Below are 13,483 nucleotides of genomic sequence, written 5' to 3'. Positions count from 1 at the left end.
TTTTATTGATTTAGTAATTATCATTAATTTAAAGAAAGAGAGTATATATGAAAAGATTTTTATTTCTTTTATACATAGTTGTTTTTTCTTTTTCATCTTTTATATATTTTGATTTGATTTCTAGTAAACAAGAAGACTTAATGAAAAAAGCAGGAAAAGAAGATAGTTTTGTTGTGACTATTAATGAAAATTCTTTAAAAATTGATTCAGAGAAGTTTTTATCATTATTATTTAAGGTTTCTGATGATTATAATGCAAATGTATTCAAATCTGTTTATTCGGAAAAAAAATCAGTGGAATATGTTTATTTTGCACATGATACAGATTCTTATTTTGAAAATTTCTTACTGTTAGATGGAGTATTTCCAGATAATAAATCTGATGAATTTAATATTTCTACATCAAAAGGTAAGGGTGTAACAGGAGAAATATTTTCTTATAAGGAAGACAATAATTTTAGTATTAAACCATTAAAAATGTTTCCAAAAGATAAGTCAGTGGCTGGAGATTATATAGTTTCTTTAAACGATAATAGTAAAATTGATCTTTTTATAGATAGATTACAGAGAGATTTAGGCATGAAAATTAATTATTTTAGTTATGAGTATAATTCTGTTATTGATACATCATCTTGGTTAAAAATCATTCCTATTATCTTGTTGTATGTTTTATCGTTATTTATGATTATTTATTATTATTTTTTAGAGTATAAAAACTCTGCTATTAGATTGTTAAATGGTTATGGATCTTTAGATATTTGGAAAAGATATTTTCTACAAATATTTAAATTGTATTTTTTAGCTTTAATTATTTCTACTACAGTTGTTATGATTTTTATAACAATGAAAAATTCATTATTTAGTTTGTATTGGTTTAAGATAATTATTGATTACTTGTTTTATCAATTTATAATCGGAATGATAGTTTGTTTTATTATGTCACTTCTTTTTATAAGAGTTGGAAAAATTTCAATTTCTGCAAGTATAAAAAACAAAAAGCCTTTAAAACAAATACAAATTGTAAATAGTTTGGTAAAAGTGATTTTTTCAGTGATTATATTATATTTACTTTTTATTTCTTATAGTGCTTTTTCGGATTCCTATCGATATTATTATAAAAACGCAAACGAATGGGAACAAATGAAATCATATGGAGTTATGCCAACTAAAGCTCCTTTACCAAGTGGTGATGATCCTAAAGCTATTCTTGAAATGTTTGATAAAAAATATAAATTATTTAAGTATACAAATGACAGAGGTGCAATCTTAGCTCGATTTTCTGATGCTTACAGGGCAAAACAGATGGGAATGGAAGTTGAAGGTGTTTCTGTTTATGAAGAAAAAACAATACTTATTAATAATAATTATTTGAAATTAAATCCAATATATGGGTTAGATGATAAGTTAATTGATATTAAAGAAGATGATGATAGACTTACGGTTTTAGTTCCAGAGAAGTATAAAAAAGATGAGCAAGAATTAAGAAGATATTTTGAAGAAGAATATTATCTTCAAAAATATAAAGTCAAAAATACTTTTTTAAAAGATGCCGGTAAAAAGCTTCCTGATAAAGAGGATATAGTAATAAATATAATTTGGATAAAGAATAATCAATCGTATTTTTCTTTTTCTAATGATATCGCGTCAGATACCAATAATCGTTTTTATGATGGTATTGCGATGATATTAACTAATGCAAATGGTAATGAAGCTGCATGGTATGATACAGTTGTTGGAAATAATGGCTATTTTATAAAGTTATTAGATAAAGAAATACCATATAATAATATTAAGGATCAGATTGAAAATTTAGGATTACAAGAATTTTATCCAGTATTATATAATGCCTACGATCGTATTGAAGGTATAATTCAAATACATGTAGAAAGAGCATATCAGTTTTTAGTTGTTTTATTTGTTGCTTTGTTGGGTTATTTGTTTATAAGTATGTTTACAACATTAAATTATTTAGAACAGTATAAATTGAAACATACTATTAAGATAATACATGGTTATTCTTATTTTAAAAGACATAAATTATATTTGATGTTTACTAATTTCGTTTGGTTTGTTTCAATGTTGATTTTATGTATATTAGAGAAGTTTGATTTTATATATCTTGTTTTCTGTATCCTTCTTTTAGAAAATTTATTTATCTATTTATTGATTAAGAAAAGTGAACAAAAGAAAATGGTACAAGTTATAAAAGAGGGGTGAGTACATGAAAAAAGAAATAGAAATTAAATTAGAGAACATCATGAAAAAGTATGGGGATCAATATATTTTTAAAGATTTTAATGTTAGTATTTATAATAATGAGTTCGTTGGGATTATGGGGAAAAGTGGTACAGGGAAATCTACATTACTTAATATAATTGGGTTATTAGATGAACCGGATAATGGTAAAGTTATTATTCAAGGAGATAATAATCCTTATAAGAATAGAAAAAAATTTTTTAGAGATAATTTAGGTTATATATTTCAAAATTATGCTTTAATGGATACTGAAACAGTTGATGTGAATTTAGAAGTTGCACTTGAATTTCAGAAGATCTCTAAAAAAGAGAAAAAGATTTTAATGGAAGATGCATTAAAACAAGTTGGGTTATCTTGTTCTTTAAAAACTAAAGTTTATACTTTAAGTGGTGGTGAACAACAAAGACTTGCATTAGCTAGAATTTTATTGAAAAAATGTGATGTTATTTTGGCTGATGAGCCTACAGGATCTCTTGATAGAGAGAATCGTGATCAAGTAATTGAAGTGTTAAAGAAGCTTCATAATGAAGGAAAAACTATTATTGTTGTTACTCATGATATTGATTTGCAAAATTCATTTTCTAGAATAATTAATTTGGGATAGTATTAGTTTTTTTAATAAATAGTTAAAAAATCGATATATTTTTAGCTGTTTACTTTTTGTTTAGAGGTAGCATCGGGATTTTTCGAATTTATAACGTTAAGGTGAAAATCTTTGTATCAATGGGGGTTATTCTATTCGTTGTAAATCAGCTTTTTGGGGAGGATACCCCATCGCTATCAAGCTAAGCCCATACAACGTCAAATAGAGTAGTGGTTGTTTCTTTTTTCTCTAGGAAACCTAAGTTAGCGAGTTCTCGTACATAGGTATCATTAATAGAAGGTTGAAAGGCGAAATCAAATTCTTCTAATGTAGAGATGCGCGGGAACTTTGCTAACGATATTTTCCGATTTATGGATCGATCTGTTTTGGATAGTGTTTCAGCTTCTATCAGCCTTGCGAGAAATCTAATATAGCTCATTTTTGTTTTTGTTGCTTTCTCAGCTTCTTCTTCAAAGATGGTACCAATTTCCCTCAAATGTAGCTCTTTTAATTGTTTTGTTAATCGCTCCAACTGTTCGTTGATATGTAACAGCTTGTTGAAGTACCACATCAATGATTGTATCTTCATAGTAATATCTTAATTCCCAAATCTTTTGAAAACGATAAGCGTGATTTGTCTTTACTTCTTGTTGTAGAAGCTCTACATAATCGTTACCTGACGGAAATGTTTCGAGAAATAATTCACGTAATTTTGGTAATGATTTTGGAAGTTTATTATTCATCCCTTCATAGTGTTCTTGCTTATAAATTGTACTCCCTTTTTGATTCGATATCGTGTGTTCGTCAATCCATTTACCATTTTCGTTATACAGTTTAAGAATGTGACCATGGCTAGGAAGAATCCAAATCTGTTTTCCGGCGTATAGATGTGGCACACTGTATTTCACTCCTTTATATGAAAGAAGGAAATTCCAGCTCTGAACTGTACCCTATAAAATGGACAGTTTCATAAAAAGACCTTTAAAAATCAAGCACTTAAAAGATGGTTCCGGTATTGTACCGGAGCCATTTTTTTGAGTGTCCATTGATAACGATCATGATTATACTCTTGCATATACTTGTCTATTACTTCTTGAAGAGATTGGAATGTTTGACAACACTTATCATTTCATTCATCCTTCATATGACCGAAAAAAGATTCCATTGGAGCGTTATCTAAGCAGGTTCCTCTACGTGACATAGATTGTCTGAGTCCCATTTCTTTTACTCGCTTTTGGTATTCCGGATGAGTGTAATGAACACCTTGATCAAAATGAAGCAGGGCTTCTGGATGAATGGTGCCTCCTAATCTCACTTTCCATTTTTCGAGGGTGTGATAGACGATCTCCATTTGTAAAGAGGGAGAGACGTGATAAGCTAAAATCTCTCGCGTCTTACAATCTTTTACACACGATAAATATGCTTTTTTCCCTTTCCCATAAAATAAATACGTAATATCGGTTACCATCTTTTGTTCCGGTTCTCCCTGATGAAATTGGCGGTTCAACAGGTTTGGACAGGTCTTATGTTCTTGTGTCGCTTTTGCGATTTGTTTATAAGGATTCGCCCGACGAACCTTCGTTACGAGATGATCCTTGTGCATCATACGGTAAATACGCTTGAGATTCATACAAATCCCCTTTGTATTTTCTAATTCCATTTTGATAAAACGAGCACCGCATTTTTTCTCTTTTCGGTAAAAAATTTCTTGAATCAGTTCGTAATCTTTTTCGTCATTCCGTTCTCTCTCCATATGCTGATTTGTTTGGCGAAGCCAAGCGTAATATCCATTACGACTCACGCCCGCGAGTTCACAAAAATAACGCACCATACGAGGAAACCGGAAGCGACGAATCGTTTGTTCAATGAGTGTATAGGCTTCATGAGGTGTTAAAATCGCTTCTTCTGTAACGCCTGCCTTTCGAGTTCGTCTAACTTTTTTAAGAATTCCAGTTCTGCCTCCAGAAACGCAATACTCTCTTCTGCTTTCTTTAGCTTGTCAGCAGAAGAGAGTAGTTTGGAAGAAGGGCGCCCCGTACTTCCTTTTCCGCGACGCTCTGTATAACATCCTTCCTCCCCAAATTGTTCATATGTTTTTCTCCAACGCTTTAAACATTGGTTTGGTTTCTTTTCACCGATCATCTCTAAATCGAACCCATTTTCTAAGAAAATTTGATTGGGTCCTTTTCCTTGTTGATTTTCTTTCACAGCTCTTACTTTAAAATCTGGGCAATAGCGAATCGAACGTTCTGATACTTTTACCACATTTTTATTCTTTTCTAGTTGTTTCCTTTGTCGTTCATTAAAAATCATTTTACTCATGTTCCGTACCTCACTTCTATCGTTGTATCCATTATAACGAGATTTGCTTATAAAGATACACAAAAACCCCGAATCATGGGTTTTTTTAGTGTCCATGATTCGGGGTACAGTTCAAATATAGAAAAGAATCGTCTTTTTTATGGGGAAATATTCCTTAACGTACAATTTTCTGTTTTCGGTCGTGTGACCCCTTATACAGGTGATAAAGATATAGGTATTGTAAAGATATATCAATTAAATGAAGATGAAAAAGAAGTAGTAAATATGTAAAGATATAAAACAATTTATGATTCTGGTACGGATCATAATTATGATAGATTTGTAACGCCTATTACATCAATTTATAAGCCAGGATCACATATAGCTGTTATGAAACTTGGGGAGAATTATTATTATGGTGGTAGCTTTAGAATTAAAAAATAAGTAACTACTCAGCCTCCCTTGCATTTTTTGAAAATAAATCTCTATACCACGTTTGATTCTTTGATTACTAGTTAACACTTTAAATATCAAATCAAGGGAGGTGAAGTGTATGAACTACAAACAATTTTTAGAAGTTTACAATCAAGGACCTGAAGAATTATACCGTCTATTCAAAGCACATAAAAAAACAATTGAATCCCTTCAGGCGCAACTTCAAGTTGTTTCGAATCGCGTTTTGGCTCTTGAATTTCACGCTAAAAAAACTCTATAAATAGCCATAAACCACCTTCATCTGATGGACTACGTAAACCGAAAGTGAAAAGTTTACGTGAAACAACAGATCGTAAGACAGGTGGTCAAGCTGGTCATAAAGGTCATACACTTCATTATTCTTCAAATCCGGATTACGTAATCAGACATTATGTGACGACTTGTGAATGTTGTGGGAAATCGTTAGAACATGCGCTTGTTATTCAAGTGAAAACACGCCAAGTTTTTGATATTCCACCTATTCAACTAGAAGTGACGCAACATGAAACGGAAGTAAAAAAGTGTAGAAAGTGCGGTACGAAAACGAAATCTGTATTTCCTGAAGAAGTGCAACACCATGTACAATACGGTGTAAATGTACAAAGTATGGTCATGTATATGATGTACTATCAACTTGTTCCTTTTGCTCGAACAAAAGAGTTTTTTCATCACTTTTTTAATCTGTCTATTAGCGAAGGAACGCTTTGGAATATGAATCGAAAATTTGGAACGTATTTAACGAAAACCTTTGAGCCGCAAGCTAGAAACGTGCTGATCCAAGCACCTGTTATCCATTTTGATGAAACAGGGTTACGAAGTAACAGAAAAACACAATGGTTACATACATTGAGCACGGATCACGTTACGTTACAGTATGTTCATGAAAAACGTGGCACAGATGCGATAAACGAAATCGATGTCTTACCGAAATTCCAAGGCATTGCCGTTCATGATTGCTTGGTATCGTATTTTGTGTATGAACATTGTGAACACGCTGTATGCAATGCCCATTTACTTCGTGATTTAAAAGCGATTCACGAACAAACAAAGCAAACATGGACACAGGAGATGACAGAAATACTCATCTTGGCAAAACAAGAAAGAGAACGTCAAAACACATCTCTGAATCCCATGGCTGTCGCGTGGATGGAGGATACCTATACTGCTATTCTTGAGAAAGGGTATAGGGAAAATGCTACAATGGCGAATCATGATGCAGAAAAATGATTAAATCGACTCTCAAAGCGTCAAGATTCCATATTACTATTTGTAGAAAATCCAAACGTTCCATTCGACAATAATTTAGCTGAGCGGGACTTACGAATGGTAAAGGTTAAACAAAAAGTCTCGGGTACGTTCCGGAGTGAGACAGGTGCACAAAATTTCGCACTGGCACGAAGCTTTTTAAGTACACTAAAGAAGCAAAAAAAGAACTTGTTTGCATCCATAAAACAAGTAATGAAAACAGGAAAAATAGAATTATTCGAAACATAGCTTGAGAGGTAATTTTTGATATAATTACCTCTCTTTGTATTGATTTTGGGTAGGGGCTGAGTAGTTACAAATTTTAAGTGATAAATTATTAATAGAGAGAGTGAAAAAATTGTTTGTTTACGATGTTAACAGATTTGAAAGCATGGATAAGCCCTAGAAAAATATTATTAGATGAACCTAGTTTTAGAAAATAGTCAGATTAAAATCCAGAAATATCTAATATATCAATAAGTTCAAACAGGAATCATGTGCAAATGCAATGGTTTTAATTATTAATTTGCTAATAATTATTAAAGTGGCAATAAAATACAAAAAAATAAAAATATTGAAATTTTTTGTATTAAGTGTATTATTGGCGGTGTTATAATTAATAATAAATTGAATATTTATATGATTCGAAAAATCAGCGGTAAAAAATTCTGTATATACATTGGGATCGAGCTATATAATGTTAAAGCGTATCTTCTTCACAGAGTAAAGCTACTGATAAATCAAATCTACGGAATTCGCAATGAATTGGAAAGTAATTTAATACGTAACCTTTTTTATAATTCAAAACTAATCCATTAAACATTTGGAAATCATATACTAAATTAGTTTGAAAACATATATAGCTGATTAAGACTCTCACAGAGTATCTTTGTCTACCATTCTTTATATAGCATTAAAGGTATAATCGACTAGTTAATTTTTATTTAATGATAGGTTGTTAAAACTATGTAGTAATGGAGGTTACCATATGGGTCTAATCAAGGACTTCAAATATATAAAAGATTTATCTACTTATTTTATGTACATGATTTTTTCAAATTTAAGATTTACTAGACCGATATTTTTAATATTTATCCTAGATAAGGGGATTAGTTTATTTGAATTCAGTATATTACAAATCATCTACTTTTCGAGCAGGATTTTAAGCAATGTGCCAAGTGGCATTTTAGCGGATTTACTAAGGAAAAGGAATGTAATCAGTATGGGCTTACTGATGAGTAGTTGTTCATTCCTACTCTTATTTATAAGTACATACTTGGATATGTCTAATTATTTCTATTTTTTCATCATTGCATTCATTCTTGATGGTATAGGCTCAGCTTTTTGCAGTGGTGCAGATCAGGCTATGGTGTATGAACATTTAAAAGAAAAAGGCGTGGAAAAACATTATGTAAAAATATTTGGAATTAAAGAAGCGTTAGTGGCTACTGCGTTAGGTTTATCAGCTTTTATTGGTGGATTTGCAGCTGCATCTTATTTAAGTTTACCTTTTTTAATGCAATCAATTGCAGGTATTGTAGCTACTTTGGCCGTTTTGAGATTTAAAGAAAGTGTACAAGAAGTCAAAGTTACAAAAAATCCTTCTATGATAAATAAATTGCAATCAGGATATAGAGTAGTAAAGAAACTTCCATATATACAATTTTTAATTTTATTTATGGCGATTATCTCTTCGAGTACAAATTCTGTCATCATGTTTACGCAAAGTCGTTTTGCAGAATTAGAATTATCTAACTCGACTATAGGAACTATTTATCTAGGTAGTACAATTATTAGTGTAATTATTTCTCTAAATGTTAATTTAGTCATGAAATTCAAATTAAATACCATTGCAACATTGGTTATGGGAATGTTTTTTGTCGGAGGAATATTCATCATATCCTCTAATATCATTTTGGCAATCATAGGGTATTATCTGATCTATGTCACAATTGATATTTTAGAGCCCCCTTTATTTTTTACGATAAATGAATTGGTACAAGAAAATGTTAGAGCAACTGTACTCTCTTTCTTTTCAACAGTTTTAAGTATCATTTCGTTAATTATGTTTTTAATTTATGGCTTAACAGGAGACATAGGTGGTTATGAAAACTTAATCATCTTAATGCTTGTTATTCATATCCCATTATTTGCTTTTGTTTTCTATTATTATAAAAAAGAGCTACTAACTACTAATAAAGTAGATAAGTATATATAAAAGGAGAGTATTTATGAAAAGTACTGATTTATTTAAAGAAACAGTAACAAGCAGAATTGAAATTGGATTTTCAAATCTAGAGGAAAATTGGAGTTCTGCAGAAGCAATATATACTCCAGAGGGAAATCTAGAAATCTTGGGTCATTCCAGTCATGCAGCCTTGGGAGTCTGATTACATGGGAATGTTAGCAAAGATAGTCACTAAAAATGCAGGGAATATACTAGAGGTAGGATTTGGATTAGGAATATCGGCCTCAAAAATACAATCGTATGATATAAATAGTCATAAGATGCATATGTTGTGCAAAACTATTTTGATATTGATCAGAAAGTTAATGTATTAAAAAAAGATATAAACAATTTAATTGTTTGTGATCCAATCACTAGTTTATTGACTAAAGATATAAATACTGAATTAAACCAAATAATTTTTAATTTTTCGGGGCTAGAAACGCCGTTTATGAAAAATATGGATGATTTGTTATTATATCCGAAAACGATTTTCGAAAATGCTTATGAAGCTTTGAATGAATCGAAGTTTGATAGGATAATTGTTACAGGTAATGATAAAGTCATGACATACTTAAAAAAAGAATATGGAAACAAATTTAGAGGAGAGTTTAAACATTTAAGTCATGAAGAATTTTTGATAGAGTTACAAAATTCGAAAATGTTAGTTTCAAGTCCAGGATTAACTGCTACATATGAAGCGATGGCATATAATGTACCAGTAAGATTTCTACCACCACAAAATTATAGTCAAGCTCTCATGAAATCTCGGAAATATTTTGATAGTTTCAAAGGATTAAATGTAGCAATACTGGGATTAACCTTCAAACCTGATACTGACGATTTAAGAGAAGCACCTTCCCTAGAAAATATTCCAATAATGCTTAAAGAGGGTGCAAATGTTAATGTATGGGATCCTGTTGGTATTGAGAATTTTAAGAAAATATATCCTGATGAAATAACCTATAGTACCTCCATTGAAGATACTATCAAGAATGCAGATATATGTTTTATCTTCACAGAATGGTATGAAATTAAAGAGTTTGATATTTCGAAATATAGTGAATTAATGAAAACTCCAATCGTTCTCGACGGGAGAAACTGCTATGATTTGAAGGGTGTGAGAAAAACAAAAATAATTTATGATTCAATAGGAAGAGAAACAGTTTCTAATTTAAATTTGCTAGGAGTATAGTATAAATTATATAATTTGCAAAAAAAATTTTATTGTCGCTTTTAAATAAAGTCACAATGCTTTGAAAAAAGATGCGATAAAATATTAAAAGGAAATTGATCTTTTGTTAAAAAAGTCAATTTCCTTTTTACGATTTAAAAATATTTTAACTTTATTATAAAACAACCTACATCATAGCTAATAGGTATTTAGTATATGGATTGTTGAGGAATTCCATTATATTTTTCATATTGTAAACCTCCATTGCATTGATAGTCTTAGTTTATATAGTATCGCAAATGTAATGAGTAACGGTCATTATAATGTGAAGAAAGGTACTTAATTGACTGATAACTAAACAAAATAATAGATTGTTTAGTGCAAAATGAAAGTGGTTCTTACGCAGATTTGGTGAAATCTCATATAACGTTGTTACCGTATAAAATTTTATTCTTTCAAAATAATAAATCCGAGTTTATATAACATGCGCTTTTGCAATATAGCTAAACCAGCTCGTCCATACAACATTCGTTTGATTTCAAGCGATTTACCTGTCCTTCTAACACGCCATTACTATAGGGAAGAAGAAAGGCATGCTTAACGACTTGTAAATCGTTGCGTAAATGACGGTATATGGATAAAAGGGTTGTTCTTTATGGGAAAGTTGTTTTCTTAGCCATTGCAAAAATCCTTCATAATCAGATTGTTTTACCATTTCACGATACTCTTGTATGACTTCATAAACAGTTTGGAGATTAGGATATTTTTCGAAGCAACGCTCTAAATCTCTTCTTTCTGAGGTGTTCAGATGATTGGGATGAATCCAAAACCATCTGGCAAGACGTTTTCTAGCTATTTGATAGGTAGGAGATGGGTGATTAGCACGTTTCTGTTTGCACCTTATCCCTTCAACAAGTGTGCGCACAGCCGAAAAGGTACCGTTATACCCCTTCTTACGGATAAGTGGATCAATCGTTTTAAGTGTTTTTCCCTCTTTTTCAAGACGCATAATAGATTCATGACACCCTTGGGCTGGACTGATGCGCCAACGATTGGTAGTAGGTGGAGTCATCATTTTCATGTATTTTTTAATCATTCTTCAATTTAAATGATATTCTTTCGTTAGGGAATTGATAGATTTCCCGGAGCGATGGGCTTTCTTTATTTCTTGAATCAAGTCCCACTTTCGTTTCTGGCGTATGAGTTTTATTTTTCTGTTTTTGTTAACGCTGTTTCAATGGAAATAGATGAAGTTTCATTCCAAGTAATAGTAGAAGGAACGGCTGACAAGAGGAACGTATCTAAATGTTTCCTAGCATTTTTAATAAAATACCAGCGATCATATACTTGAAGAATAGAAGAACTTGCGTCAGAAATTCCTTGACGAAAACTTGTAAAACCATCGCAACTCACGACTTGAATGTGAGGAGGTTGTTTCAACCATTCCGCTAGTGTTTCAGGTGAACGATTCGGTAATAGCGCTAATGGTCTATGATGACGTAGATCACAAATAAGTGTCCCATACTGGACTTAACCAAGAGATAGGGTACATCATGGTTTACTCCTTTTCTTTTATTATATCAATGTAGTACACAAAAGAGCAATTCACCAAAAGTCCGTAAGAACCACTTTGGTATTGCAAAAAACATCGGATTGATTATTAAAACTAAAACCAATATTACTAAAAATAAACTTATTGTGTTCATGTTAATAACTATACTATTAAGTAACATTTCACTGATAATGTTACTTTTTATTATTTCATCTTCCTATTATAATAAAATCTTCCCCACCAAAATATTGCATTCCCAATAATTAAAATTCCAAATGCTATACTCAATTTTCCATGTTTAATAAAATCATATAAAGACCAAATAAGTAAAGATAAAGAATAAAAAATAAGAGTAGGTCTCGATGATTTCATATTTTGATACATTTCCATTTCATCAGGTTTTTTTAACATGTATATTCAAACCTTTCTATACTATAATTTTTTATTTATTAAAAACAAATAACTCATCCACTTTTACATTAAGATAATTAGCTATTGAAAAAGCTAAAACTAAAGAAGGATCATACTTATTATTTTCAATAGCATTAATTGTTTGTCTAGAAACATTACACAAATTAGCTAATTCATCTTGAGATATTTTTTGTACCTTTCTTAATGACTTAATATTATTCTCCACATTTTCACTCCTCCTACTATATAAATGTAAAAAACATTTTACATTTATATAGTATAATATAAAACCTAAAATGTAAAATATTTTTTACATTTCTTCTTAATATTGGATAAACAGTTCCTTCAGATATGACAATTTTACTCGATATTTTTTGACTAATGCATATCCATATTCATCCCTTTTATTTATTATCAATAAGACTATTAACTCAAGTATCCTTTTTTTAAACTGAGCATTCATACTTTATCACCAGTATTTTTAATTAAGAATAATCGGAATATTCTAATTATATCTTATAGTTAAACGGGGAATTATAAGGAACATATAACAAATCTTTGAACATTAGACATGCTAATACTCGTACTGAAAAAAAGAGCGTGAGGGGTATGGAAGATCAAAACTTATTCACGTAAAAACACTATCAGTCTGATGCTGTTTCTATTTAAATACATATTGGTTTTCCATACTAGAACTACTTATTACATTACTGTAGATATAAACTCTTTATATCTTTTATTTATTTCACTAACTCTTTCATGTGAGCCTTTGCATACAATCTCTTCATCTTCAAGGAATAATATATTATCATCCGGGTTTTTTAGAATAACCTAGCTATATTCAACCTTTGTTTTTCGTTCCCTGATAATTTATCACCACTCTTGCTTATATTCGTATCAAGTTTATCTTTTTGCTTTTCAACAAATTCTTCTAAATTTTCATATCTTAAAGTTTCTCTTATATTAGATTCATCAATATGCTTTTCATCAAGGCCATACAGGGGTACAGCCACACATCCATCAACTTAAGATATATTTTTATATAAAATGCGGTCTTTCCATATAGTTTTTATTATCTTTTATAGATTTTATAAAAGTAGGCATATCAAATAAACCCTGACGGGTTTCAAATTTTTTACTATGCTACCTGATGAGTAGAAGTGGTATACTCATAAACAACACCCAAAATATCAAAGACTGTCTTTTTCTCGTATCGATGAGATTTTCGTCCGTTGTGCTGTAGGAGGTTAAATAGACGAAG

Annotated in this window: 11 protein-coding genes and 5 pseudogenes; 8 read left to right on the top strand and 8 right to left on the bottom strand. The window is 30.7% G+C overall.

What is annotated here, in order from left to right; genetic code table 11:
- Nucleotides 1-47: 47 nt before the first annotated feature.
- Together MR059_RS16155 and MR059_RS16150 are read left to right on the top strand one after the other, a co-directional pair.
- On the top strand, nucleotides 48-2,216 hold the full coding sequence (locus MR059_RS16155; RefSeq protein ID WP_242161898.1) for a DUF1430 domain-containing protein: 2,169 nt from the start codon (nucleotides 48-50) through the stop codon (nucleotides 2,214-2,216).
- 4 nt (nucleotides 2,217-2,220) lie between these two features.
- A complete protein-coding gene (locus MR059_RS16150; RefSeq protein ID WP_210351679.1) occupies nucleotides 2,221-2,859 on the top strand; it encodes a putative bacteriocin export ABC transporter in 639 nt (212 codons plus the stop codon).
- A 181-nt stretch (nucleotides 2,860-3,040) separates the two neighbouring features.
- On the opposite strand, the gene MR059_RS16145 is transcribed toward MR059_RS16150, so the two are convergent.
- The 3 genes and pseudogenes from MR059_RS16145 to MR059_RS16135 form a co-directional block, all read right to left on the bottom strand.
- Nucleotides 3,041-3,334: an ATP-binding protein gene (locus tag MR059_RS16145; protein ID WP_242161897.1), complete on the bottom strand. Its 294-nt coding sequence runs from the start codon at nucleotides 3,332-3,334 to the stop codon at nucleotides 3,041-3,043.
- A pseudogene (locus MR059_RS16140) lies at nucleotides 3,309-3,761 on the bottom strand (hypothetical protein); the annotation flags it as partial. The pseudogene MR059_RS16140 and the gene MR059_RS16145, both read right to left, overlap by 26 nt.
- Nucleotides 3,762-3,826: 65 nt before the next feature.
- A pseudogene (locus MR059_RS16135) lies at nucleotides 3,827-5,160 on the bottom strand (IS3 family transposase).
- A 183-nt stretch (nucleotides 5,161-5,343) separates the two neighbouring features.
- On the opposite strand from MR059_RS16135, the pseudogene MR059_RS16130 reads away from it, so the two are divergent.
- From MR059_RS16130 to MR059_RS22025, 6 genes and pseudogenes are all read left to right on the top strand, one after another.
- Nucleotides 5,344-5,583: pseudogene (locus MR059_RS16130) on the top strand (DUF5065 family protein); the annotation flags it as partial.
- 109 nt (nucleotides 5,584-5,692) lie between these two features.
- Nucleotides 5,693-5,854 carry a hypothetical protein gene (locus MR059_RS16125; protein ID WP_157671236.1) on the top strand — a complete coding sequence of 54 codons (162 nt, stop codon included), beginning with the start codon at nucleotides 5,693-5,695 and terminating at the stop codon, nucleotides 5,852-5,854.
- A 44-nt stretch (nucleotides 5,855-5,898) separates the two neighbouring features.
- A pseudogene (gene tnpC, locus MR059_RS16120) lies at nucleotides 5,899-7,107 on the top strand (IS66 family transposase).
- A gap of 739 nt (nucleotides 7,108-7,846) precedes the next feature.
- Complete coding sequence (locus MR059_RS16115; RefSeq protein WP_242161896.1) at nucleotides 7,847-9,076, top strand: MFS transporter; 1,230 nt, start codon at nucleotides 7,847-7,849, stop codon at nucleotides 9,074-9,076.
- Nucleotides 9,077-9,089: 13 nt separating this feature from the next.
- Nucleotides 9,090-9,248, top strand: coding sequence for a hypothetical protein (locus MR059_RS16110; RefSeq protein WP_157671235.1), 159 nt, complete (start codon nucleotides 9,090-9,092; stop codon nucleotides 9,246-9,248).
- A 129-nt stretch (nucleotides 9,249-9,377) separates the two neighbouring features.
- Nucleotides 9,378-10,280 (top strand): UDP binding domain-containing protein, encoded by a 903-nt coding sequence (locus tag MR059_RS22025; protein ID WP_242161895.1) that lies wholly within the window; start codon nucleotides 9,378-9,380, stop codon nucleotides 10,278-10,280.
- A gap of 538 nt (nucleotides 10,281-10,818) precedes the next feature.
- On the opposite strand, the gene MR059_RS16100 is transcribed toward MR059_RS22025, so the two are convergent.
- The 5 genes and pseudogenes from MR059_RS16100 to MR059_RS16080 form a co-directional block, all read right to left on the bottom strand.
- On the bottom strand, nucleotides 10,819-11,340 hold the full coding sequence (locus MR059_RS16100; RefSeq protein WP_242161894.1) for a transposase: 522 nt from the start codon (nucleotides 11,338-11,340) through the stop codon (nucleotides 10,819-10,821).
- 125 nt (nucleotides 11,341-11,465) lie between these two features.
- Nucleotides 11,466-11,771, bottom strand: a complete 306-nt coding sequence (locus MR059_RS16095; RefSeq protein WP_081428383.1) for a transposase — start codon at nucleotides 11,769-11,771, stop codon at nucleotides 11,466-11,468.
- Between the two features lie 482 nt (nucleotides 11,772-12,253).
- The gene (locus MR059_RS16090) at nucleotides 12,254-12,448 is read right to left on the bottom strand and encodes a helix-turn-helix transcriptional regulator (RefSeq protein WP_012094602.1); all 195 of its coding nucleotides are present in this window, start codon (nucleotides 12,446-12,448) and stop codon (nucleotides 12,254-12,256) included.
- Between the two features lie 79 nt (nucleotides 12,449-12,527).
- Nucleotides 12,528-12,685 (bottom strand): annotated as a pseudogene (locus MR059_RS16085) (helix-turn-helix transcriptional regulator); the annotation flags it as partial.
- Nucleotides 12,686-13,043: 358 nt separating this feature from the next.
- Entirely contained in the window at nucleotides 13,044-13,235 is a 192-nt protein-coding gene (locus MR059_RS16080; protein WP_242161893.1) for a hypothetical protein, read from the bottom strand.
- Nucleotides 13,236-13,483: the final 248 nt, after the last annotated feature.

Origin of the sequence: Bacillus cereus group sp. BfR-BA-01522 (genome assembly GCF_022662635.1) — a bacterium.
Classification (GTDB): domain Bacteria; phylum Bacillota; class Bacilli; order Bacillales; family Bacillaceae_G; genus Bacillus_A; species Bacillus_A cytotoxicus.
The sequence above is the reverse complement of the archived record's forward strand: the minus strand, read 5'-3'. Positions and strand labels throughout refer to the sequence as shown.

Coding starts and splice junctions, on each gene's coding strand:
- MR059_RS16155 (WP_242161898.1), top strand. CDS start 48: ATGAAAAGATTTTTATTTCTTTTATACATAGTTGTTTTTTCTTTTTCA.
- MR059_RS16150 (WP_210351679.1), top strand. CDS start 2,221: ATGAAAAAAGAAATAGAAATTAAATTAGAGAACATCATGAAAAAGTAT.
- MR059_RS16125 (WP_157671236.1), top strand. CDS start 5,693: ATGAACTACAAACAATTTTTAGAAGTTTACAATCAAGGACCTGAAGAA.
- MR059_RS16115 (WP_242161896.1), top strand. CDS start 7,847: ATGGGTCTAATCAAGGACTTCAAATATATAAAAGATTTATCTACTTAT.
- MR059_RS16110 (WP_157671235.1), top strand. CDS start 9,090: ATGAAAAGTACTGATTTATTTAAAGAAACAGTAACAAGCAGAATTGAA.
- MR059_RS16100 (WP_242161894.1), bottom strand. CDS start 11,340: ATGAAAATGATGACTCCACCTACTACCAATCGTTGGCGCATCAGTCCA.